This is a genomic window from Accumulibacter sp., from assembly GCF_036625275.1.
Lineage (GTDB): Bacteria > Pseudomonadota > Gammaproteobacteria > Burkholderiales > Rhodocyclaceae > Accumulibacter.
The window spans coordinates 32,183-56,168 of sequence record NZ_JAZKUD010000002.1; the positions used below are offsets into that span (position 1 = coordinate 32,183).

Sequence of the window (23,986 nt, forward strand, 5' to 3'; positions counted from 1 at the left end):
ATCAGTGCCGAGGGAACGTGGCAATCCGGGAGCGTCCCGCGAACGTTCGGAAGCCCGCAGGGTTGATCATTCACACCCTTTACACCTGCAATCTGCCGGCATAGCCGGTCATTTCAAGATAGCCGCGACCGCTGAGGCTGCCTTCGACCTTGACCAGGCCCTCCCAATACACTACCGGCGCCGGCCGGCTGGTGGACAGTTCCTGATCGTCGAGCACCGGCAGCGTCCGCAGCGTGTGTTCGCCGCAGCGGATTTCCAGTTGCACCGGATAACTGGCGCCGCTACGCGGCGACGACCAGCGGCGTAGCGGCGTGAAGCGGACGGCGTCCGACCCGAACTGGCGCAGGTGGCCGGCGGCGTCGCGCCAGGTGGCCTGCGCGAAGCGCGTTTGTCCCTGGGCATCGCGCATGCGGAAGGCCATCAGCGCGCCCCCGTCGGCAAGGTTGATTCCCAGCCAGTCCCAGCCGACGGCACCATCACCGAGATAGGCGGTCGACCATTCGTGATCAAACCACGCGCGCCCGCTGACTTCCTGCCGCTGACCGTCCTGCACCAGTTCCCCGGCGACCTGCAACTGTGGCCAGCTCACGTAGTAGCTTGCCGACTCCGGCCCGTGGCCCTTGCGTGAATAACCGTTCTCGCCCTGCAGCAGCAGCGGCTGCGACGGCGTGAGGATCAGGTCGTACGAGAACTGCGGGCTCTGCATCTGCAGCCGGAGCACTTCTCCCGCACTGCGCTGCTGCCGAAACATGCGCCAGGCGCCGATCGAGACATCGCAGTCAAGACTCGAAAAGCTGGCGCCGAGATTGGCACGCGCGGCGCGTTCGGCGTGCCACAGCCGCTCGCCGGGAACGGTCAGTGCGGCATGCGCGAAGAGAATCTGACGCGCGGCCAGCGGCGAGCGCAGTGTTTCGGCACGGCCGGTTCGGCTGCGGAAGAAGGTGAGCTGAAAACCGGTGTCTGGCCTGGGCGAATCCAGCGCGCCGGTCACGTACCACCATTCGGTTCGGAAATCCGGATGCGCGCCGTGGTCACGCGGAAATTCAAGCCGGCGTCCGGGCGTCACCGGCGGATAGGCGACCGGCGTTTCCATTGCCGCGGCGCGCGCCAGCAGCGGCAGCAGCAAGGGGGTGGCCAGAAAGTTGCGGCGACGCATCGGCGGCGCTTACTGGGCGCTGGCCAGGACCTGCGCCACCGGCAGCCGCGTTGCCTGACGCGCGGCAGAGTGGCTGGCAAGCACGGCCGCCGCCAGCGTCGACCCGGCGCCGACCAGCAGGGCCGGCCAGGGAATGTGCAGCGACATCCGCCAGTAAAAGGCCTGCGGGTTGATGACCTGTGTCAGGATGGCTCCGATCGCGATGCCGCAGGCGAGTCCGATCACGAGACCGACGGCGGCGATCAGCGCGCCTTCGAGCATCACCGCGCGGCTCAGCATGCGGCGGCTGAAACCGAGTGCGCCGAGCATGGCCAGTTCGCGGGCGCGCAAGCAGACACTGGCGGCGAGCGTCACCGCCAGCCCGAACAGCCCGATCAGCATCGCCGCGGCTTCGAGCGCATAGGTCACGGCAAAGCTCTTGTCGAAAATCGACAGGCTCAACCGGCGAATCTCGGCCGCGTCGGCCACTTCGAGTCCGTACTGGCCAGGATAGGGCGCGAGCCAGGCTGTGGCAGCGCTTTCCTGGCCGGGCCGCGGCCACAGCGCGAGGTCGGTGGGCTGGAAATCGCCACCGAGTCGCTGGTAATCGTCGCGGCTGATCGCAATCGCGCCGAACTGCCGGGAATAGTCGCGCCAGACGCCGCCGACGAAGACCTCGATGGTGCGTCCGAGCAGCGGCAGGCGCAAGGTCTGGCCGGGCGCGATACGGTAGATCTCGTGCAGCGCTTCGCTGATCCAGACCACGGCGATGTCGCCTGCCGGTGGTGCAAGCACCGGCCCGGTGAATGGCAGGCGCGCTTGCGGATGGCGGCGCTCGATCTCGCGCACCAGTAGCGCGACGTTCGGCCGTTGCGGGTCGATGGTCAGCGAGGCCTGCGCGCTCTGCTCGATACGGGCGAACGGCGCATCGGGCCGGATCAGCGCGGCGAGCAGATCCTGCGGCAAGGGCGTGGACTTGCTGCGCAGATACAGCGGGGCCGGCAAGACCTCGTCAAGCCAGCGGTCCACGGCGACGCGAAAGCTCGATACCATGATCACCATGCTGGCGGTCAGCGCGAAGCTGACGATCAGACCACTCGCCGCCACCTGCGCCATCAGCGGTGCCTGCGCGACATTCTGGATGGCGATCCGTTGCGGCGCCGGCAAACTGCGCCGGGCGAATCCGCCAAACACGTTCTGCGTGAGCAGCGGCGCGCTGGCGATGCCGATCACCAGGACCAGGGAAATGGCCGTATAACCGGCGAGCGGCAGATCGAACAGCGGTGGCAACTGCGTCAGAGCGAGTGCGGCCAGCGCCAGCAATACCGGGAGCAGCCGCCTGACACGCTGCGCATCGTTGGTCGGCGAGCGTTGTGCGAAACCGATCTTCAGCGCCTGCGCCAGCGGCTGCACGCGGTTCAGGTGCGCCGGGTAGAGCGCGCCGGCCAGGCTGGCGGTGCAGCCGAGCGCCAGAAAGATCAAGGCGGGCAGCATGTGCGGAACGATCTGCGGCGCACTGCCTGCGAAATAACCGCCACCGAGGTCGCCACCGAGCAGTTGCGTGAAGGCCAGCGCGAGCGCGTAGCCGAGAGCCAGGCCGAGCAGCGAGCCCGGTACGCCGATCGCGAGCCCTTCGAGCAGGACCTGCAGCAGGCGCATGCGTGGAGAGAGACCGAGCACGCCGAGCAGTGCAAACTGTGTCGAACGCTGCGCGACCGCGGTCAATTGCGTCGCAAAGACCAGGAAGGCACCGGTCAGCAGGGCGACCAGTGCCAGCACGTTGAGGTTGACACGGTAAGCACGCGACAGGTTGGAGACGCGTGCGCTTTCGTCGTCGGGTGCGCGCAGCAGCAGGCCGGCCGGCAGCCGTTCCGCCAGCGCTGCCCGCCAGCTCGCTGGGTCGGTCGCGGGCGCGAGGCGCACGCGGCCCTCGCTGACGGCGTTTGCTGGTCCGAAGTGTTCCTGCACCCAGGCGATGTCGGCGACCAGCAGCAGGTCGTCGGGTCCAGTGCCCGGCAGGTCGCCGGCAATCGTGGTGGCCCAGTACTGATCACCGCGCCGCAGCGTCAGCGCCGCACCGGCCGGCAGCCCGAGCTGGCGGAGCAGCGCCGGTGACACATAGACGCCGCCGTCGAAGAGGTTGCCGGCGACGCGATCGCTCTGGCGTGGCAGCAGCTTTGGCATCACCGCTGCGGCGCTGAACACGTCGAGGCCGATCAGCCGCACCGGCGTGCGCGCCGCTTCAATGCGCACGCGCGTTTCGATCACCGACGCGATGACCAGTACCGCCGGGTCGCCGGCGATGTCGTTGATGGTTTCCAGGGGAACGCTGCCGGCACTGTTGCGGGCAGCCAGCAGCGCATCCGGGTCGCCCTGCACGGTCTGCATGGCGCGTGCAAAATCGGCCAGCGCGGCGTCGTTGATCAGGTGGATCGCGTAGCCGAGCGCGACCCCGAGGGCGATCGCCAGCATCGACAACAGCGTCGCCGCGCGGCGTGTACGAAATTGCGCGCGGATCAGCCACCAGGCCAGAGTGGTCATTGCAGGCCGTCCGGGGTCAGCGTCAGGATGCGGTCGCAGCACTGCGCCAGCGGCTGCGAATGGGTGACGATCAGCGCGCTGGCCTGCTGCTCGCGGACTCTTTCGAGCAACAGCGACAGCACCTCGCCAGCAGTGCGCGGATCGAGGTTGCCGGTCGGCTCGTCGGCCAGGATCAGCACCGGCTGGTGCACCAGCGCGCGCGCAATCGCCACCCGCTGCAGCTCGCCGCCCGACAGCGACGCCGGCCAGCGTTCGCCGAAGCCGGCCAGTCCGACGCGTTCGAGCAGTGCCTGCGTGCGTGACGCGTGTTCGCCAACCGGCACGCCGCAAAGTAGCAACGGCACGCTGATGTTCTGTGCCACAGTCAGCGTCGGCAGCACATGAAACGCCTGGAAGACGAAGCCGATGTGTTGTGCCCGCAGCGCCGCCCGGGCAGTTTCATCGAGCCGGACGATGTCCAGCGCCTGTGGGCCGATGCCAATCGCGCCGCGGTCGGCGCTTTCCAGGCCGGCGATGCAGTTCAGCAGCGTGCTTTTGCCCACGCCCGATTCGCCGACCAGGGCCACGATCTCGCCGGCCGCGATGCGGAAAGCGAGTGCGCTGAAGAGCGGCCGGCCGGCTCCGGGGTGACGCTTGGAGAGACCGCTCACGGTCAGCATGTCCGTGCAAGCACGCGGCTATGATCTATCGTTCAAGCTCAGGGGCGCTGCGAGGCTTTATCGCGCAGCGCCCCTTGCCGCACAGTGTTAAATTTTTCACGCCCCACCGCGCATTTTTTGCTCGATAGAACGAAGAGTATTTTGAATCTCTCGCTCCCTTAGTTCGGGATCAATGTCTTGAATGTATTCGATGGCCGAAAAGTCATCGCCGCGTTTTCTGTTCTGTGGCGGTTCGAGCGCTTCGATAAGCAATGCCTCGAGCGTCGCAACGAGAGCTGCAAGGGACGAATTGAAAGGGGTTTCGCGGAGATTTCCATCTTGCGTTACATCAAGAAGACCAAACCAAGAAAAACGGTTCCATCTGCTACCCAGCCGGTCAACGGTATGTTCGTACAGTCGCTTCCCCAGCGGGCGGTCAATTGTTCGCCCTACGTACACGACCGTGTGATGATCATAGAGAATGTAAATGCCCTTTTGCTTCCCGAAATCTACCGGCTTCGAGAGGGCCTGCTGTTTGCCAAAGATCTTCAGATCATTGCGCCAGACAACAAGATCGCGCTGCCAGTACATGCCAAAAGAGTGAATGATTGAACCGGACGATTCCTCTTCAGATTCCGCAACGGGTTGTGCCTTTTGCTTACTGGTGACCGTTGTCTGGGCAGCCGAGCCACGAAGCGAAAATATCCCCTTGCCAACGCGAATAAACGGCGATTTCTCGCCATCGTGCTTAACCGATGACGAAAGTTGGGCGTTCACTGTCGCTGCCGGCGTTGCTCCATCGGTCGAATAATAGCCACGCGCCAGAATTTGTTCGGAGATTTCGGTGTAGTGCAACGGAGCATCGGCTTCCTTCAGCACCCGCGTGATCGCTTCTTTCCAGGATTTCTCCACAGTGGCCTCCAAAAATCTAACACTATGCCGAACAGGACCAGTCCACCTTGCGATGTGGCAACAGGTAGTTGAGTTCCTCAACGGAGCGATCCTGCAGGCGCAGAGGACGCTCAATGGTCACCACCTCTTGCGTTGCGAGATCGGCGATGATCGCCTGGTGGCGAGGCACCTCGGGCGCATAGATCATCACCTTGGGGGCGAGCGGCTTGCTGACCGGGGCCGAGCCCACGACCGTGCCGATCTGGCCATCGCTGAGCTGTACGATGGAGCCGGGTGGATAGACCCCCATCGCGCGCACGAAAAGTTGCAGCAGGCCGCTATCGAAGCCTTTCTGCTCCCTGGCCCACATCGTCGCCAATGCCTCCGCAGGACCGATCGCCAGACGGGGTTCGATCGGATTGACCAGCTTATCGAAACGGTCGGCAATTCCGACCATCCGCGCCGTCAGGGGAATCGTGTTGCCCTTGAGACGTTCAGGGAAACCACTGCCATCGCAGCGCTCGTGATGATATAGGATGGTCTCCAGCATCGCTTGCGACAGACCACCACTCCGCAAGGCCTCGTCGTAGCCACCGCGGCAGTGGGTCCGGAAGAGTGCCTCCTGGTGGCGGTTGCGCGCGGGGTTATAGAGAATCGACGGACTCATCAGGCGTGCGCCGATGTCGTGGAGCAGCGCGCTGGTGCCGAGTACGCGCAGGGCCTGCTCGGGAAGTTCCGCCTGTTTGCCGAGCAACAGCGAGAGGGTCATCACCGATAGGGCATGCACGGCCTGTCTGTCGTTCCCCCCCTTATCGACCACCAGCACGAACGCGCTGTCCGGGTCGGTCAGCAGCGCGCTGGCCGATTCCCCGCAGATCCGGGTGAGATCCCTCACCGATTGTTGGGGGCTGGTACCGAAATTCCGGATGGCGCTGCTCACCGTTGCGGCGGCCTTGTGATGATGCTTTCCGGCCTTGACCAGCCGCTGCCGGAGTTCCTCCATCATCCGCTCACGTTCGCGCCCGGCGTCCATGCGCGCGGCTTCCAGCGCTGCCATGGCATCCCGTTCTGCCTGGTTCGCATTGTGATCGGCCGGCGCCTCGGCTGCCTGGAGCGGCCGAGGCGGAACCTTGCAGCGCGCCGGGTCGCAGAACAGTTGCGGCAGTTTCATCGCCGCGATCAGGCGCGCCTGCTCTTCATTTTCGATGACGAAGGAACTGAACATGAACTGGTGCTTGACCCACGACACCGGCAGACGGACGTGCACGCCCGGACGCAGTTGTGATGCGTCGATGCGTATCTCGCCCTCCTGCGGGGTCGCTTCGTCCGGGGCTGAAGACAAATCGTGCCCTCCTCTGCAAAATGCCGCCACTCGGGTAGTCACGGCAAGCGCCACTATAGACCAGTTGGACCCGTCTGGCCGGCGATCATCAACGTCAAAATCGCATCAGCGAGCCACGAATCATGACCCCTGGTCATTGCGCGGCGCCTATCGGATCACGGCCGTTGCGCCATGTAGGACCAGTTGATCTTGCGGCGCGGCAGCAGGTAATCGAGTTCCTCGGGCGGGCGCTCCTGCAGGCGCAAGGGGCGGTCGACCTTGAGCTCGTCGTCGCTCGCCAGATCGATGATGATCGACTGGCGACGCGGCACCTCGGGGGCGTAGATCATGACCTTCGGCGAGAGCGGCTTGCCGGCAGGCGCCGAGCCGACGACGGCAGCGATGCGGCCGTCGCTGAGTTGCACGATCGACCCCGGTGGATAGACGCCCATCGCCCGCACGAAGAGTTGCAGCAAGGCCGCATCAAAGGCCTTCTGCTCGCGTGTCCACATCGTCGACAAGGCTTCGGAGGGGGACAGCGCACGCCGCGGGTCGATCGGGCTGACGAGATTGTCGAAGCGGTTGGCAATCGCCACCAGCCGTGCCGACAAGGGGATCGCGTTGCCGCTCAGGCGATCCGGAAAGCCGCTACCGTCGTAACGTTCGTGATGGTGCAGGATGGCTTCGAGCAAGGGCGGCGTCAGGTTGCCGGCACGCATTGCCGCGTCATGGCCGGCACGGCAATGCGACTGATAGATCTGCTCCTCGTACCGGTTTCGCTCGTTGCTGCGCAGAATCGAGGCCTTGATCGCGAGTTTGCCGATGTCGTGCAGCAGGGCGCCGATGCCGAGCGAGTGCAGGGCCTGTTCCGGGATTTGTGCCTGTTTGCCAAGCAGTAGCGCCAGGGTCATGACCGACAGCGAGTGTGCGGCATGGCCGTCATCGTGCGCCTTCTCGGCAATCAGCACGATCGCGCTATCGGGATCGGCAAGCAGCGCCGTGGTGGTGTCCTTGCTGACCCTGGCGACCCGTTCGACCGCCTCGCGGGGATGGGCCAGAAAGCCCTGGATGGCGCCACTGACTTCCCTGGCGGCGCCGAGGTAGTGTTGCTGCGCCTTGTCGAGACGTTCCCTGAGTTCGCTCATGACTTGTGCGCGCGCACGCTTCTCGGCCATGCGCCGCGCCGCCAGTGCGGCCAGGCGCTCTTTCTCGGCGGCCGCCTCGGGATCGCTGCCCGGCGGTTCCTCCTGTCGCAGCAGCGGTGGCACCTTGCAACGCGTCGGGTCGCAGAACAGTTGCGGCAGCTTCATCGCCGCGATCAGCCGTGCCTGTTCTTCATCCGCGATGACGAAGGAGTTGAACATGAACTGGTGCTCGACCCAGGGCACCGGCAAACGGACGTGCACCCCTGGACGCAGTTGCGAGGCATCGATACAGATTTCCCCTTCGTTCGGGGTAACGGCATCCGGAGCGGGTGACATGGCGCTAGCGGCCGGTCGGCACAGCCCGCAGGGCGGCCAGCAGCTTCTGCCCGGGACGGCCGTCGACGGTCAGGCCGAGACGTTTCTGTTCGGTCTGGATCGCCTGCCGCGAGTTGGCGCCGATCATGCCGTCGATTTCGCCGATCGGGTAGCCACGACCGGCGAGCAGCGTTTGCAGCTCACGGCGTTCGCTCCGCGACAGACCGGGGTCATCGGTCGGCCAGGGGGTGACGAAAGCCTTGCCACCCTTGATCCGGTCGGCGAGATGGGCGATCGCCAGGGCATAGCTTTCGGCGGCGTTGTAGCCGTAGATCGCGTCGAAGTTGCGGAATACCAGGAAAGCTGGTCCGCGCGGACCCGCCGGCAGGAGCAGTCCGGCAGCGGCGTCCGAGGGGACGATCGGCTGCCCGTCGGCGCGGCGGATACCGCGCCCGATCCAGGACGACAGCGGCCGCTTGTTGCCACGTCCGGATACGCCGGTGTCGAAACCGGCCGGCAGCACGACCTCGTAACCCCAGGGCTCGCCCTGGCGCCAGCCAGCCTTGTGCAGGAAGTTGGCGGTCGACGCGAGCGCATCGGGAACGCTGTCCATGAGGTCGCGCTTGCCGTCGCCGTCACCATCGACGGCCAGTCGCAGGAAGGTCGATGGCATGAACTGGGTATGGCCAAAAGCACCGGCCCACGACCCGACCAGCCGATCCGGCGCGATGTCGCCGCGGTCGAGGATTTTCAGCGTACTGAAAAACTCGCCCCGGAAATAGGCCTGCCGACGCCCGAAGCAGGCGAGCGTGCCGAGCGAAGTAAGTAGCGGGCGCTTGCCGAGGTTGCGCCCAAAGTTGCTTTCGACGCCCCAGACGGCCATCACCGTATCCCCATCGACCTGATAGCGCTCGGCCGCAGCAGCCAGCGGAGCGGCCCATTTCTCGCGCATGGTCAGCGCATCGGCAACCCGTTCATCGTCGACCAGACCGGCCAGATAATCCCAGATCGGTGTCCGGAACTCGGGTTGGTAGTCGAGGAATTCCAGGACGCTCAGGTCCGGCATCAGGCCGCTGGTCAGGCGATCGAAGGCGGCGGTCGAAACGCCCTTCGCCGGGGACTCGGCGCGCAACGTCGCCAGGCACGTGCCGAAACGTTCGGTGGGTACCTGGGCAGCGGCAGTCGTGCTGAGCAGGGTCAGGGAAAGAGCGAAGCGGATGGGTTGCATGGCGAGGTTCAAGGGTCCACCGTGGGTCTGGGCTGGTGATTGCAGGATGTCGGAAGGTTGGCTGTTGGCCGGTCGCGGGTCGATGATCGCGCCTCGTATTCGGCGTCTTTGATGACTTCGCCATCGATCACGCGTCCGCCCGACGCCGGCTGCGGCTGGCTGGACTGCGTCTGTTCGTGCAGGGGCTCATCGGAATGCCTGCGCAAGTGGCGGGTTCTCCACTTCAGGTAGGCAAAGACCAGCAGTCCCACAGCCAGCAACACGGCCAGTACCAGCAATGAAAACATCAAGGCGACGACCAACAAGAGCGCGCCGGCCGCAATCGTGATCAGTCTGCCAAAGAGGCCTGAACCGGGCACCGCCAGGCGCAGACTGGAAAAGGGTGGTTCGTTGCTGCTCATCGGAGTCCTGGTGATGATGTTCGGTAAGGAAACGCGTTGCCCCCATTGTAACGGGGTGGAGGGTGCTCGGGCCAGACTGCCGGTAGCGCTACGCGACGCCGTGGCAGCCGTTGCGGACCTGGCAAAAGAAACGGCCCGCACAGAGGGGGGCTGGGCGGGCCGGTGGTACCATCGCCGCGGCGCTCCAGGGGGAGGGAGGGGAGGAGGAGGGAGGGCCCCGGCGACAGAACCAATGCTACAGATAAAAACCGAGCAGATCTGTGCAGTATTTATCGTTTTATGTCACAAAGTGTACGGATGTGGTCATGAATCCGGGCGGACATTGAACAGTCATCATCTGGAGCCGGCAAGCACCAGGAACACTCTGGTCTGATTCCCGGCCCTGCACACGCAGGTCAATGATTTATGGCTGGATCGAGAAGGGACTGGCGACGCCAGCAAAGAGCCTGTTCAGTAATTGCTGCTCCTTGTACTCGATCGAATCGAGAAACTCGGTGGCCGAACCCATACTGCGGAAGGCATTGAAGCCGCGTTCGAGAAACGCGTGCAGGTCGCCGAGTCCGGCCAGATGCGCCGGGCCGCGCATTAGCTTGAGCATGCCGTTCAGCAAGGGCTTCCTGGCCAGCCTGTCGAGCGCTTCGCCGGTCTCGCGAATCAGTGCAATCTGGCGCTGGCGCTCCGGCTGACAGCCGACCGCCCGGTAGGCTGCGGCATAGGTGTCTTCGTCGATGTGCTCGATCACTCCTCGCCGACAGAGAACGGCAACCATCGCCGAGTCGAGCAGTTCCGAAATTGCATCGAGTTCGACGGCCAGGGCAACGGTGCGCAGCGCCGAACCTGGCAGCATCTTGATCAGCAGCGGCAGAATCCGCTCGACCTCTTCGTCGCGGCTGCTGAAGTCCTTCGGACCATAGAGGTCGGAAAGAAAGAACTGCGCGGCGTTTCCAAAGCGCGCGCTGGCCAGCAGGTCAGCATGAGTACGGGCCAGTCGCCCGGCCTGCCACTCGCGCAGGCGCAGGCGATCACGCGCCGCGGCAGGCTCGCCGTTGGCTTGCTGGCGCAGGGACTTCGCCGTTTGCAGGTGCTGCCGCAAGGCGGCGGCGCTCTGTTGTTTTTCGATCGAGATCGTCGGATTGTCCATGGCTCCCGATTATGCTCTGTCGGATCAGGTCTGTTTAGAGGGCTTCCCCTAACAGAGCAGCGCCTGTAGCGCTTAGACTGCGATCCGACAGAATCCTGGAAAGGAGCGGCAAATGCCTCATCCCGATACCCTGGCAAGGCGCTTTTCCCGTTTGCAGGCGGCTGCGCGCAGCGATCCGCATCCCGAACGGGCGTTACGCGAGCGTCGCCTGCAGGCGCTCGATCGGCTTCTGCTCGACAATGAGCCGGCGATTGCCGATGCCATCGGTCGCGATTTTGGCCATCGTTCGGCTGCTGAAACACGCCTGCTCGAGCTTTTTCCAAGCCACGCAGCGATCTGCCATGCGCGCCGCCACCTGCGGCGCTGGATGCGGCCACAGACACGTTCGGTTTCGCTGTGGTTTCAGCCTGGCCGGGCGGAGGTGCGTTATCAGCCACTCGGTGCCGTCGGCATCATCGTGCCGTGGAATTACCCGATTTTTCTCGCTGCTGCGCCGCTCACCGCGGCCCTGGCCGCCGGCAACCGGGTTTTGATCAAGATGTCGGAGATCACCCCGGCAACCGCATCGCTGTTTGCCGAACTGGTCGGCCAATATTTTGCCGATGATGAGTTATCCGTAGTCGAAGGTGACGTTCATGTGGCCAGGGAATTCTCGCAACTGCCCTTCGACCATCTGTTGTTCACTGGTTCGACGCCGGTCGGTCGCCAGGTGATGCACGCCGCCGCGGAAAACCTGACGCCGGTGACGCTCGAACTTGGCGGCAAGTCACCGGCAATCATCGGCCCGGTGCTGGCCCCTGCCGACTTTGCGCACGCCGTCGAGCGGATCATGATCGGCAAGTGCCTCAACGCCGGGCAAACCTGTATCGCTCCGGACTATGTGCTGCTGCCGGCCGGACAGGAGCAGGCCTTCATCGAGCAGGCGCGGCGTGTCGTCGCCACCTGCTATCCCGACATCGAGAAGACTGCAGACTATTCGACGATCGTCGATCAACGCCAGTACACGCGCCTGTCGGCTTACCTTGAAGAAGCCAGGATGTCGGGAGCGACGATTGTCGATCTGGCAGCAGATACTGCCGCCGACCCGGTCAGACGCCACCTGCCGCCACTGGCACTGCTCGGAGCCGATGACGGATTGCGCGTGATGCAGGAGGAAATCTTCGGCCCGCTGCTGCCGCTACGGCCCTATCGTGATCTCGACGAAGCGATTGCCTTCGTCAACGGCCGGCCGCGCCCACTGGCGCTGTATTACTTCGACAGCGAACGTCTACAGATCGAACGCATCCTCGATGAAACGGTCTCCGGTGGCGTGACGATCAACGACACCATCCTGCATATTGCGCAGGACGACCTGCCTTTCGGTGGCGTCGGTCCGAGCGGCATGGGTTGCTATCATGGTTTTGCCGGCTTCGAGGCCTTCTCGGTCAGAAAGAGTGTTTTTCGGCAATCACGATGGTCCGGCATCGGCCTGTTCAAACCACCTTACTGCCACTTGTTCGAACGCTTGACGAGGATCCTCCTGCGATGATTCTGTCCCGTCGCCAGTTCATCCAGACCGGTCTTGCCGGCAGTCTCTTGCTCTCGCTCTCCGGTTGGCTGAACGCTGCCGGAGCACGCCGCCTGAGCGTCGCCGAGCGCGAGATGCTCGGCGCGCTGTGCAACGCGATGCTCGAAGGAATGCTGCCAACCGAGCCTGCACAACGTCGCCGGCTGGTGACCCTGACCGTCGATGGCATCGCCGTCGAGATCGCCGGGCTTTCGCTGGCTGCCCAGAAGGAAGTCGGCGAGTTGTTCGGCCTGCTGGTGCTGACACCGGCGCGGCTGATGCTGGCCGGCGTCGGCCAGCCATGGCCTGCGGCCAGCGTCGCCGAGGTCAGCGAATTCCTGCAGTCCTGGCGGGCCAGCCGCCTCAGCCTGTTGCAGACGGCCTATGGGGCGCTGCACGACCTGACCTTCGGAGCCTGGTACGCGCGTCCCGACACCTGGGAGGCCATCGGCTATCCCGGCCCACCAAAGGGGTATTTCTGATGCTCGATCCGATCAAGGCCGGGCTGTCTTCCGGCTGGAAGCACATTGACGCATCGACCCTCGCCAGGGGGCAGACCCTGGAATTCGATGTGGTCATCGTCGGCACTGGCGCGGGCGGCGGTGTTACTGCCGACATCCTCAGCGACGCCGGCCTGCGCGTCGTGCTCGTCGAAGAAGGGCCTCTGCGCTCGTCGAGTGACTTCAAGATGCGCGAGGCCAACGCCTATCCCGATCTGTATCAGGAATCGGCTTCCCGCAAGACGGCCGACAAGGCGATCAACATTCTGCAGGGACGTTGTGTCGGCGGTTCGACGACGGTCAACTGGACCAGCAGCTTCCGCACACCGGCCGAAGTCTTCGAATTCTGGCAACGCCAGTTCGGCTTGCGGCAACTCAGCGCCGAATCGATGAGCTCCTGGTTCGCGGTGATGGAGCACAAGCTGTGGGTGCGCCCCTGGGATACGCCGCCAAACCCGAACAATCAGGTGCTGGTGACCGGCAGCGAGAAGCTTGCGATTCCGGTCGGGGTCATCAAGCGCAATGTCAAGGGTTGCTGGAACCTCGGTTACTGCGGCATGGGTTGCCCGACCAACGCCAAGCAGTCGATGCTGCTGACCACCATCCCGGCAGCGCTCAACCGGGGAGCGACGCTGTACACCCGCCTGCGCGCCGAGCGTCTCCGCTTCGACGGCAACCGGGTCAGCGCCCTCGACTGCATGGCGTTGCAACCCGACGGCATCCATCCGGCCGGCAAACGGGTGCAGTTGCGTGCTCGCCATTTCGTGATTGCCGGTGGCGCCATCGGTAGCCCGGCGCTGTTGCTGCGCAGCGGCGTTCCCGACCCCTACCGATTGCTGGGCAAACGCACTTTCCTGCATCCGGTGGTGATTTCTTCGGCACTGATGCCCGAGCGCATTGACGCCTATGCCGGCGCGCCGCAATCGATCTATTCCGATCACTTCCTGCACCAGACACCGATCGACGGTCCGCTGGGCTTCAAGATCGAAACGCCGCCCTTGCATCCGGTGCTCTTTTCGACGACCCTGCAGGGATTTGGTGAGGCACACGCCAGACTGATGCGCGAATTCACGCAGGCCAACGCGCTGCTGGCGCTGCTGCGCGACGGTTTCCATCCGGAAAGTCGCGGTGGCCAGGTCCGTCTCGGCAGCGATGGCCTGCCGGTGCTCGACTACCCACTCGGCGACGTGATCTGGGAAGCGACGCGTCGAGCCCTGCTGGCGATGGCCGAAATCCAGTTTGCCGCCGGCGCGCGCTGGGTCTTGCCGGCGCACGAAACGACCCCCGGTTATGCCAGCTGGGCTGAAGCCAGGAAAGGGATCAATGAACTGCCGCTCAAACCATTCGTCTGCCGGGTGGTCAGCGCGCATGTGATGGGGGGGTGCGGGATGGCCGACGGGCCGCAGCGTGGAGTCGTCGATCATCGCGGCCGGCATTTTTGGCTGGTTAATCTGTCCGTTCATGATGGTTCGCTCTTTCCAACCAGTCTGGGGGTCAATCCACAGCTCTCGATTTACGGACTGGTGGCGCGTAACGCCAGTCTGCTGGCCGCCGAATTGTCCGGCAGACCCAACCCGGTCATTCCCTGACGGAGATTGACGGTCATGCTCGCACGTGTTCTTCGCCTGGCCCTGCTCATTGAGATGGTGCTTTACATGGCCATCGCCAGCTATGGCTTGGCTGCTTCGCCGTCCGCGGCCGCCGGGCTGGCGCTGGCCGGCGTGCTCTCGCTGCGCGCCGCGTTGATCACGCTCACCTACGGCTATGCCTGGGTCTATCACTCCCCTGCTCCGCGCCTGTCGGTACGCCAGACCGTGCTGATGGTGCTGGGTGAATACACAGCGATGTTGCTCAGTTTCGTCATGATCTTTCCCTTCGAACGCTGGTGGATGGGTACGGATCGTCTGCAGGCCAGTATCGCCAACGCGGCCGGAACTCCTGGCAGGCGCCTGCCGGTGCTGCTGGTCCATGGCTACTTCTGTTCGCGCGCTGCCTGGTGGTGGCTGCGCCGCCGCCTCGAGGCGGCCGGCTGGACGGTGGCGACGATCAGCCTCGAACCGATCCACGGCAGCATCGAGGATTATGTGGCTCCCCTGGCCAGGCGCATCGATGCCGTTCTTGCCGAAACCGGCGCCGAACGTGTGCTGCTCGCCGGCCACAGCATGGGTGGGCTGGTGGCACGGGCCTATCTGCAAGGTTGCGGCCATGCGCGGGTCGCCGGTCTGGTGACTCTCGGAACGCCACACCAGGGCAGTCACCTGGCGCGCATCGGGCCTGGCAGGAATGCCCGTCAGATGCGGCCCGGCAACCCCTGGCTGCAGAATCTTGCCAATCCGGCGGCGGTGCTCGATACTCTCGCCATTTATAGTCCGCACGACAACTTCGTGATGCCGCAGAGCCATTCGCAATTGCCGGGTGCCGCCAACGAACCGATCGACGACCTGGGTCACCTGGCGATGCTCTATTCGCCACGCGTGGCGCAGGCGCTGCTGTCCGCATTCGACCGGATGGACACGCGCAGCAGGCAGGCACCCCGTGTCTGAGCGGGCAATGAAGCGGCTGGCCCAGTTCGCAGCACAGTGCTGCTTGCTGCTGTCCGTGCCGGCAGCGGTGCCGGCACAGGAGGTCTTTGTCACGCGCGGCGCCGGCAGTCCGATGTATTCCGACCAGCCGCAAGCAGGCGCCAAACCGGTACTCCTGCCCGAACTGAACATCAGCAAACCGGTGCCGGTCCCCAAAGTGGCTGCCCCGGCTGCCAGCCGGGTCTCCAGGGAAAGCGACCAGCCCGCGGCAGCGGTGCCTGCCTACCACAGGTTCAGCATCGTTGAGCCTGCCAATGATGGCAGTGTCGCCGCCAACAATGCCTTGTTCGAGGTACGGGTCGCCATGGAACCTACCCTGCAACTGGGCAACGGGCATGCCATCACGGTCAGCATCAACGGTCGTCCCGTCGGCCAGCGCTTCACCACCAATGAATTCATGATTCCCCCCGAGTTCTGGGGAGACACGCTGCCGCCGACCAACCAGCGCTACCAGCTTGACGCCGCGATCGTCGATGGCCACGGCAACGTGCTCAAACAGGCCGTGCCAGTGACCTTTTATCTGCGCCATCTTGCCGTCTGGCATCCGCGACGGCCGCCGCGGCCGATGCCGCTGCCGATGCCCGTGCAGAAGCCGCCGCCAACGTTTGGGAAGTTCGAGCAGCCGGGCAAGCCTCCTTTGAACGTCAAGCCGCCCGTCCGGTCAGAGCCGTAGCCATAGGGTGAAAACCCCCAGGGCGCATTCCGCCCCCTCCCTGCTCCATCCGCACCGGGTTCCCGAATGAGATTGTCGGGCCAGTCCGTGCATCACGGCTGTATGCATTCGTAGCGGATCAGATCAGGGTCATTGGCGGTGACCGCCTTTCCAAGGCAGATGATGCCCCGATCGTGCAGGGTAAACTCCTCGCGCTGCACGAAGAAACGCGAGCCATTGTTCAGCAGGACATAGGTACCGTTGGTGCTGCCATCGACCAGGATGAATTTGCCCTGTCGGAATTCGATGTCGGCATGGGTACGGGAAACCCGGTCCTGATCTACTACCAGATGGTTCCTGTCGCCGCGCCCGATGGTAAAGATGTGGGAGTCGGGCATCACCTCGTACGTCTTGTTGTGGTATTCGAGAATCAGGCGGGCGAACAACAGGCTGCGTACTTCATCCTGTTGTTCGATGCTGACGAGTTGTGTCAGGCTGGAGGGCTCCTGCCAGATCACTTCGACAATCTCCAACTCATCCAGTTTGCCCCGGACACGCGACCAACCGAGACTGCGGGTCATCAGTTCGAGGTTGTCCGGCAACTGGTGAACCACCTCGCGAGTGGTGATGATCTGGTCGGCTTTGGCCAGGGCAACCATACGAGCTGCCACATTGACCGCGTCCCCGAACAGATCGCTGGGCTCGACCAGGACGGACCCGTGTTGCAGGCCAATCCTGACAGCGATGTCGAATTCCAGCAAGTAGGAATCATCCTTGATCGTGGAGTGCATCTCACAGGCAGCCTGCAACGCTCGTGCTGCGTCCGGAAAGCGGCTCATGATCTCGTCGCCGATGGTTTTGACCACTGTTCCGTCGAACTCGGCAGTCTTGGCCTTGAGCAACTCGAGAACCCGGCTCTCGATCTGCCGCGCCTGCAAATTGCCATATTTTTCGAACAAGCGGGTACTGCCGCAGATATCGGCAAACAGCACGGTTGCCGATATCTGTTGGCGTACTGCCGTTCGATCGCCCGCTGCGGACAACTGCTTGGGCACTTTCATGTCGATCTTCCGAGTTCCCATAGGCCAGAGCGTCAGATACCCATTTCCCGAGCTCGTGAATGTTCCATCAACCGCCGCATTTTCGGACGCGCAGCAGCTTCGTCTCCTTGCTGAAAACAGTTCGAGCAGAATCTGCCGGTTTTGCAGTGCGCGCAGAAACCTCGACTCGCACGGATGATACTCCTGATCGGACATTCCGGCGCATTCGGTGCCAATCGGAGGTACGATCGAAAGTAGTGGACGCCTCGGTTGGTGGTAATCCTCTGGATCCCTGAAAGGCCCTATTTGCGTCCCTTCGGCCTGCTGAAAACAGCGGTTTGGCTCCTCTGTCCAACACTTTCGATCGCACCCGCCAATCGGCAGCAGTTCTCATTTTGAAGCAGACCGGCTAAATTGTGCGGTTTGAAGCTTCTGAGGAAGACTCCTCCCGTTCCAGCATAGCGCCGGGCATTCAGCCAAAATGAGAATTGCTGACGAAATTTCGGGGAAACCTCAGTGGGTAAACGGGTAGTTAATGTCGAAGTCGCGTATGCGACTCACGAACCCCCTCCCCCTCGCGGGGGAGGGGGAGAGAGAAACGGTCATGACTTTCATGATCGGGGGTGCCTGGAAAAGTCATGACCGTTAGAATGCACTCTTTGGCGGCAAAGTCCCCATGAACGCACGTCTGCGCGAGATCCCTTACAACTACACTTCATTCTCCGACCGCGAGATCGTCATTCGCCTGCTCGGGCCGGAAAACTGGGCGCTGCTTGACGAATTGCGTGCCGAACGCGTCACCGGCCGCTCGGCGCGGATGCTCTATGAGGTACTCGGCGACATCTGGGTGGTGCAGCGCAACCCTTACCTGGAAGACGACCTGCTCGCCAACCGCGAGCGCTGCAGCGCCTTGGTCGAGGCGCTGCGCCACCGCCTGCGCGAAATCGGCAAACGGCGGCAGGGCAATGCCAAGGTGCTGCAGTTGATTCTCGCGGCCGAGGCAGCGGTCAATCGTTTTGCACAGCATTTCGACGATACCGCCCGACTGCGTACACGGGTCCGGAGGGTGTTGAGCCGGCATACGCGTCGCGACAACATCGCTTTCGATGGTCTGTCCCGCGTCTCGCACGTGACAGACGCGACCGACTGGCGGATCGAGTACCCTTTCGTCGTCCTCTATCCGGACAGCGAGGAGGAGATGGCTCCGCTGGTGCGTGGCTGCATCGAACTCGGGCTGACGATCATTCCGCGCGGCGGCGGCACCGGTTATACCGGCGGCGCCATCCCGTTGACGGCGCGCTCGGCGGTGATCAACACCGAGAAACTGATCGACATCGGCACCGTCGAAGAGCGGCTGCTGGCAGGTTGCGATCGCCCAGTGGCGACCATCCGTACCGGCGCCGGCGTCGTCACGGCTCGCGTTTCGGAGGCCGCAGCAGCGGCCGGGAGCGTCTTTGCCGTTGACCCGACATCGGCGGAAGCGTCGTGCATCGGTGGCAACATCGCGATGAACGCCGGCGGCAAGAAAGCCGTGCTCTGGGGAACTGCCCTCGACAACCTGGCGTGGTGGAAGATGATCGACCCGAGTGGTCACGTACTGGAAGTAACACGCGTACACCACAATTTCGGCAAGATTCACGAACAGGAACTGGCACGCTTCGAGATCAAACGTTTTCGCAAGGACGGCAGAACACTCTACGGAACGCCGGAAATCCTGGAAATCCCGGGCGCCCGTTTTCGCAAGGCCGGCCTCGGCAAGGACGTGACCGACAAGTTCCTGTCCGGTCTGCCGGGCGTCCAGAAGGAAGGGACCGATGGCCTGATTGTCGCTGCCCGCTGGATCCTGCATCGGATGCCAGCACACACGCGCACCGTCTGCCTGGAGTTCTTCGGACAGGTGCGCGAGGCAGTGCCGGCGATTGTCGATATCACCGATTACTTCAAGCCAGGTGGTGCCGGCAGGGTGGCCGGGGTGCTGCTCGCCGGCCTCGAACACCTCGACGAGCGCTATCTGCGGGCCGTCGGCTACGCCACCAAGGCCAAGCGCAAGGCGGAAACCGCAGGCCGGCCGAAAATGGTTCTGATTGGCGATATCGTTGGTGACGACGAGACGGCGGTAATGACGGCCGCGTCGGAAGTGGTACGTCTGTGCAACCTGCGCGGTGCCGAGGGGTTCATCGCCGTCGATGCCGAGACGCGCAAGAAATTCTGGCTCGATCGCTCGCGCACCGCAGCCATTTCACGCCATACCAACGCCTTCAAGTTGAATGAAGACGTGGTGATTCCACTGCCGCGCATGGGCGAGTACTGCGATGGAGTCGAGCGCATCAACATCGAGTTGTCGATCAGGAACAAGCTGTCGCTGTGCGCTGCACTGACGGAATTCCTGCGTGGCGACCTGCCCCTGCATCGTGGCGACGCCGACCTCGACAGGGAGCTGCTGATCGGCGATCGGCGAACCGCAGCGCTGGACGCTGTCACCAGCGTACAGACACGCTGGCAATGGCTGCTCGAAAATCTCGATCTACCCCTGCCACAGGCCGAGACGCAGTTTGCCGATCTGGGCATCCGCGTCGATGCGCTAAAAAACCGCGCTGCCATGCCGACGCTCTTCCATCGCCTGCAGGATTACTCGCTGCGCGTCTCGTGGAAGAAAGAACTCCAGCCGCAGCTCGAAGCGATTTTCGATGGCCTGGTCTATCGACCCGTACGCGAACGCATCGTCGCCATCCATCAGGAGGTTCTGCGCAGCCGCCTGTTCGTCGCGTTGCACATGCACGCCGGTGACGGCAATGTGCATACCAACATCCCGGTCAACTCGGACCATTACGACATGCTGCAGGCGGCTTATGCAGTGGTCGCGCGCATCATGGCGCTGGCACGGGCGCTCGACGGCGTCGTCTCGGGCGAGCATGGCATCGGCATCACCAAACTCGAGTTCCTGAGCGAGGACGAGATTCGGCCGTTCCGCGCTTACAAGGCGAGGATCGATCCGGACGGCCGTTTCAACCAGGGCAAGTTACTCCCCGGCGCCGATCTGGCGAAGGCCTACACGCCCTCGTTCTCGCTGCTCGGCACCGAGTCGCTGATCATGGAGCAATCGGAGATCGGTAACATCTCGACGATGATCAAGGACTGCCTGCGCTGTGGCAAGTGCAAGCCGGTCTGTTCCACGCATGTGCCGCGCGCCAACCTGCTCTATTCGCCACGCAACAAGATCCTGGCTACTTCCCTGCTGATCGAGGCCTTTCTCTACGAGGAACAGACTCGCCGCGGCGTCTCGCTCAGACATTTTGACGAGTTCAATGACGTCGCCGATCACTGCACGATCTGCCACAAGTGCCTCACCCCCTGCCCGGTCGACATCGATTTCGGCAATGTTTCGATCAGGATGCGCAATCTGCTGCGTGAACAGGGCAAGAAGAGGTTCGTTCCGGCGAAAGCCGCGGCGATGGCTTTCCTGACGATCAAGGACCCGGCGACGATCAAGCTGGTCCGCAAGCTGATGATCGACTGGGGCTACCGAGCGCAGCGCCTGGCCTACCGACTGGCGAGGTCCTGGCACCTGCTCCAGAGCCAGACCCGGCAACCGCCAGCGACGCTGGGTTCGCCCACGCTCAGAGCACAGGTCATCCATTTCATCAATAAACCGATGCCGGGCGGACTGCCCAAACGGACTGCCCGCGCCCTGCTCGATATCGAAGACGACAAGGTCGTGCCGATCATTCGCGACCCCCTCAAGATCAGCGCACCGGATTACGATGGTGACGCGGTATTCTACTTTCCGGGTTGCGGCTCCGAGCGTCTGTTCTCGCAGGTCGCCCTGGCCACCCAGGCGATCCTCTACGAGATCGGCGCACAAACGGTTCTGCCGCCGGGCTACCTGTGCTGCGGCTATCCCCAGACGGCCGCTGGCGAGGCCGATCAGGGGCAGCGGATCACCACCGACAACCGGGTGCTTTTCCACCGTGTCGCCAACACACTCAACTATCTCGACATCCGGACGGTCATCGTCTCCTGTGGCACCTGCATGGACCAGCTCGAAAAATACCACTTCGAGCAGATCTTTCCTGGCTGCCGCCTGCTGGACATCCACGAATATTTGCTGGAGAAGGGAGTCCGGGTTGATGGGGTCAGCGGTACCCGCTATATGTATCACGACCCCTGCCACGCACCGATGAGGACGATACCGGGCATCAAGGTGGTCAACAGTCTGATGGGACAGCCAGTCGATCTCTCCGAACGCTGCTGCGGCGAATCCGGAACGCTGGCGGTTACGCGCCCCGACGTGTCCACGCAGGTGCGCTTCCGCAAGCAGGAGGAGATCGAAAAAGGCACCAGCCGACTGCGCTCCGATGGTTTCACTGGCGACATCAAGGTGCTCACCTCCTGCCCATCGTGCCTGCAGGGCCTGTCCCGCTACCACAATGACACCGGCACACAGGCGGACTACATCGTTGTCGAGATGGTCAAGCGGCTGCTCGGTGAGGACTGGATGGCGCAATACGTCCACAAGGCCAACAACGGCGGTATCGAGCGCGTTCTTCTGTAGCTCCAAGACTCAAAGGGGAAGGAATGGAGCGACAGGCCAGTCACACGATTCCCCTTTCACCCGCGCCGAACTGGACATCCCTGTCCCTTCATCACATCTCCCCTTCCGTGACCTAGTTCCTCTCGCTGACTGCCCTGGTGGCTTATTGTGGAATCCTGGATGGCGCATCGGCGCCCTGAAATCTGCAAGGAGTCAGCAAGTGTTCGAATACGATTTTGAGGATTGCGAACTATGCGAATTGCCGGAAGGCGAAGTGGTATGGGAAAGCGACCTGTGTCGCGTCGTCATGGTTGGTGACCCGGATTACCCCGGCTTCTGCCGCATCATTCTGCACCGGCCTATGCGCGAGATGACCGACCTGCCTCAGAAGGAAAGGATGCAGTTCATGAGCGTGCTATTTGCCGTGGAGAGCGCGGTCCGAACCTTGTACCAACCGGACAAGATCAATCTCGCGAGCCTGGGCAATATGATGACGCCGCACGTTCATTGGCACCTGATCCCTCGCTGGCGAGACGACAGGCATTTCCCCAATGCTGTCAGGACGAAACCGCCACGGCAGAATAGCCCACGTCGCCCCCTCGTTGACAGGCAGCAACTGGGTGACCAGATCATCGCCGCCATGCGTACCAGATAGCCTGATAGAACCAGCAGTGAAAACCATGAATGCAGTCCTCCCCAATATCCCGGCAACCATGAAGATTCCCGATCTGCATACCGGTTTCCAGCTTCTCTCTCGGCTTCCCCTGGCCAATTCACGGCAGGCTGCGCTCGACATCAACCTTTTTCTCGATAGTCTGTTGAGGACGCCACCGGAAGGCGAAGTCTATCTGCAGCTGCTCGAACAGACGCGGATTTCACTCTGTTTCATCGAGGAAGAGCTTGCCCGCAGCTACATCAACAAGGCGTTACCGCTAGGAGAGGTCGAAGCAAGTGCCTTCTGCCAGGTCATTGCCACCTGGCAGAAGGCAGCTCGCGCCTATGCGCATTGTGCACAGCTTCTGGACAGCGACGACAACAGCAACGTCCATGCCGAACGATTGGCCCTGATCCTGCACCGCTGCATTTACTACACGGGAATGGTGATCATCGAGCACCATCGCGCCCGCCAAGCTCTACCGGCAGGAGTGTGGCTAAACCTGCATGGATATTACGCCAGTGCCGAAGAATGGGGGATTGCAAATCTTCCCGTGCCGGATTCGCTCGATCCCCTTGGACGCAGCAGCCACTGTACTGCCGCTTTCGTCGGCCTCCTCCTCGCTGAATTGGCGAGTCCCTACAGTCTGTCTGTCGGTGACATCAGCCTGGTACTTCGCTGGGCAAGCAATTGGTCTCCTCTGGTAGCAATGCACCCGGTCGTAGAGAATGAGCCCTTACCTCCGTTCGTCGTCGACCTGATGCAGGATTGCGGTCTGCGGGCATCGAATGAGTGCCGGCATCGCGAACATCTGCGTCGACTCGACACCACTCGCCTGGTGAGCCAGCTCAATCAATTGAAAAGGCAGTTGCAACAACGAATCTCGCCCGCACAGCTCGGCCTCGGTGAAGATTGTACTGCTGCACAGTGTTATCGACTGGTCAATCGTCTCTACAAACCATGGAGCATATTGCGTGCCGCACGCAAGTTTCGCCGACACAATGCGTCGGGAATTTCCAAAGTATCCACGGGGTTTTCGGCAATGCACTACCACATCTCCGGAAAGGAGTTCCAGCAGCCGGAGATTGCCAACATCTATTCGCGCCAGGAATTCGAAAGCATGTTTGCCTTCCGCCACATGCTTGACCCGACGCAGATGCTGGAAGTCCGCCAGGTACAGCTCGGCTTTGACTTCGACACCTGGGAAGTGCTTGACCAATGTGCGAATGGTTTTCGCCTGCTGCGCTCGCTTGTCGGCAAGAAAGTCGCACCGGGGCAACTGCTGTCGATCTGCCCGCATGACGGCAACTCGCATCTTCTGGCACAGGTGGCGTGGTTGATGCAGGAAGAAGGCGGCAATCTGGTCGCAGGGATCGCTGCACTGCCCGGTAAACCTCAAGCGGTTGCTGCTCGCCCGCTGGCACTCGAACCGGGGCACCAGGTTCCCTATCAACGGGCGTTCTTGCTGCCGGCAGTCCCGGCCATCGGCGCCGAACAAACCCTGATCCTCCCGCCGGGGTGGTTTCGAACCGACCGCCAGCTCGAAGTCTACACGGAATACCCAATGCAGGTCAGGTTACAACGCCTGCTGGCCGATGGCGCGGACTTTGAGCGGGTAACTTTTAGCGTGGTTTGAGGGTGACCATCACCGAATGCTGCCTGCCATGGCAGGCGGCCACGGTGATAGAGGTGATTTTGCGTTATGATGTGTCGTCACGATTACG

At 62.9% G+C, this 23,986-nt stretch carries 18 protein-coding genes; 8 read left to right on the plus strand and 10 right to left on the minus strand.

Going from position 1 to position 23,986, the window contains the following annotated elements; genetic code table 11:
- Positions 1–79: 79 nt before the first annotated feature.
- The 9 genes from V5B39_RS01425 to V5B39_RS01465 all read right to left on the minus strand — a co-directional run bounded on the left by V5B39_RS01425 (position 80) and on the right by V5B39_RS01465 (position 10,756).
- Positions 80–1,156, minus strand: coding sequence for a lipocalin-like domain-containing protein (locus V5B39_RS01425; RefSeq protein ID WP_332340857.1), 1,077 nt, complete (start codon positions 1,154–1,156; stop codon positions 80–82).
- Between the two features lie 9 nt (positions 1,157–1,165).
- Positions 1,166–3,676: an FtsX-like permease family protein gene (locus V5B39_RS01430; protein WP_332340858.1), complete on the minus strand. Its 2,511-nt coding sequence runs from the start codon at positions 3,674–3,676 to the stop codon at positions 1,166–1,168.
- Positions 3,673–4,335 (minus strand): ABC transporter ATP-binding protein, encoded by a 663-nt coding sequence (locus V5B39_RS01435; RefSeq protein WP_332340859.1) that lies wholly within the window; start codon positions 4,333–4,335, stop codon positions 3,673–3,675. The genes V5B39_RS01430 and V5B39_RS01435 overlap by 4 nt, the downstream gene beginning before the upstream one ends.
- Positions 4,336–4,431: 96 nt before the next feature.
- Positions 4,432–5,226 carry an HTH domain-containing protein gene (locus tag V5B39_RS01440; RefSeq protein ID WP_332340860.1) on the minus strand — a complete coding sequence of 265 codons (795 nt, stop codon included), beginning with the start codon at positions 5,224–5,226 and terminating at the stop codon, positions 4,432–4,434.
- A 22-nt stretch (positions 5,227–5,248) separates the two neighbouring features.
- Positions 5,249–6,547 carry an HD-GYP domain-containing protein gene (locus V5B39_RS01445; RefSeq protein WP_332340861.1) on the minus strand — a complete coding sequence of 433 codons (1,299 nt, stop codon included), beginning with the start codon at positions 6,545–6,547 and terminating at the stop codon, positions 5,249–5,251.
- 155 nt (positions 6,548–6,702) lie between these two features.
- The gene (locus V5B39_RS01450; RefSeq protein WP_332340863.1) at positions 6,703–8,007 is read right to left on the minus strand and encodes an HD-GYP domain-containing protein; all 1,305 of its coding nucleotides are present in this window, start codon (positions 8,005–8,007) and stop codon (positions 6,703–6,705) included.
- Positions 8,008–8,011: 4 nt separating this feature from the next.
- The gene (locus V5B39_RS01455; protein WP_332340865.1) at positions 8,012–9,214 is read right to left on the minus strand and encodes a lytic murein transglycosylase; all 1,203 of its coding nucleotides are present in this window, start codon (positions 9,212–9,214) and stop codon (positions 8,012–8,014) included.
- Positions 9,215–9,222: 8 nt separating this feature from the next.
- Positions 9,223–9,615 (minus strand): hypothetical protein, encoded by a 393-nt coding sequence (locus V5B39_RS01460; protein ID WP_332340866.1) that lies wholly within the window; start codon positions 9,613–9,615, stop codon positions 9,223–9,225.
- A 403-nt stretch (positions 9,616–10,018) separates the two neighbouring features.
- The gene (locus V5B39_RS01465; protein WP_332340867.1) at positions 10,019–10,756 is read right to left on the minus strand and encodes an FFLEELY motif protein; all 738 of its coding nucleotides are present in this window, start codon (positions 10,754–10,756) and stop codon (positions 10,019–10,021) included.
- A 112-nt stretch (positions 10,757–10,868) separates the two neighbouring features.
- Between V5B39_RS01465 and V5B39_RS01470 the strand changes: the two genes are divergently transcribed.
- The 5 genes from V5B39_RS01470 to V5B39_RS01490 are packed head-to-tail and all read left to right on the plus strand — an operon-like array spanning position 10,869 to position 16,057.
- Entirely contained in the window at positions 10,869–12,284 is a 1,416-nt protein-coding gene (locus V5B39_RS01470; protein WP_332340868.1) for a coniferyl aldehyde dehydrogenase, read from the plus strand.
- A complete protein-coding gene (locus V5B39_RS01475; RefSeq protein WP_332340870.1) occupies positions 12,281–12,784 on the plus strand; it encodes a hypothetical protein in 504 nt (167 codons plus the stop codon). The genes V5B39_RS01470 and V5B39_RS01475 overlap by 4 nt, the downstream gene beginning before the upstream one ends.
- On the plus strand, positions 12,784–14,391 hold the full coding sequence (locus tag V5B39_RS01480) for a GMC family oxidoreductase (RefSeq protein WP_332340872.1): 1,608 nt from the start codon (positions 12,784–12,786) through the stop codon (positions 14,389–14,391). The genes V5B39_RS01475 and V5B39_RS01480 overlap by 1 nt, the downstream gene beginning before the upstream one ends.
- A gap of 15 nt (positions 14,392–14,406) precedes the next feature.
- Positions 14,407–15,345, plus strand: coding sequence for an esterase/lipase family protein (locus V5B39_RS01485; RefSeq protein ID WP_332340874.1), 939 nt, complete (start codon positions 14,407–14,409; stop codon positions 15,343–15,345).
- Positions 15,346–15,352: 7 nt separating this feature from the next.
- Positions 15,353–16,057 (plus strand): hypothetical protein, encoded by a 705-nt coding sequence (locus tag V5B39_RS01490; RefSeq protein WP_332340876.1) that lies wholly within the window; start codon positions 15,353–15,355, stop codon positions 16,055–16,057.
- Positions 16,058–16,149: 92 nt separating this feature from the next.
- On the opposite strand, the gene V5B39_RS01495 is transcribed toward V5B39_RS01490, so the two are convergent.
- A complete protein-coding gene (locus tag V5B39_RS01495) occupies positions 16,150–17,097 on the minus strand; it encodes an adenylate/guanylate cyclase domain-containing protein (RefSeq protein WP_332340878.1) in 948 nt (315 codons plus the stop codon).
- Between the two features lie 655 nt (positions 17,098–17,752).
- On the opposite strand from V5B39_RS01495, the gene V5B39_RS01500 reads away from it, so the two are divergent.
- The 3 genes from V5B39_RS01500 (at position 17,753) to V5B39_RS01510 (ending at position 23,898) form a co-directional block, all read left to right on the plus strand.
- Positions 17,753–21,628, plus strand: coding sequence for a DUF3683 domain-containing protein (locus V5B39_RS01500; protein ID WP_332340879.1), 3,876 nt, complete (start codon positions 17,753–17,755; stop codon positions 21,626–21,628).
- 199 nt (positions 21,629–21,827) lie between these two features.
- Positions 21,828–22,262, plus strand: a complete 435-nt coding sequence (locus V5B39_RS01505; protein WP_332340880.1) for an HIT family protein — start codon at positions 21,828–21,830, stop codon at positions 22,260–22,262.
- A gap of 25 nt (positions 22,263–22,287) precedes the next feature.
- Positions 22,288–23,898, plus strand: coding sequence for a hypothetical protein (locus V5B39_RS01510; RefSeq protein ID WP_332340882.1), 1,611 nt, complete (start codon positions 22,288–22,290; stop codon positions 23,896–23,898).
- Positions 23,899–23,986 lie beyond the last annotated feature (88 nt).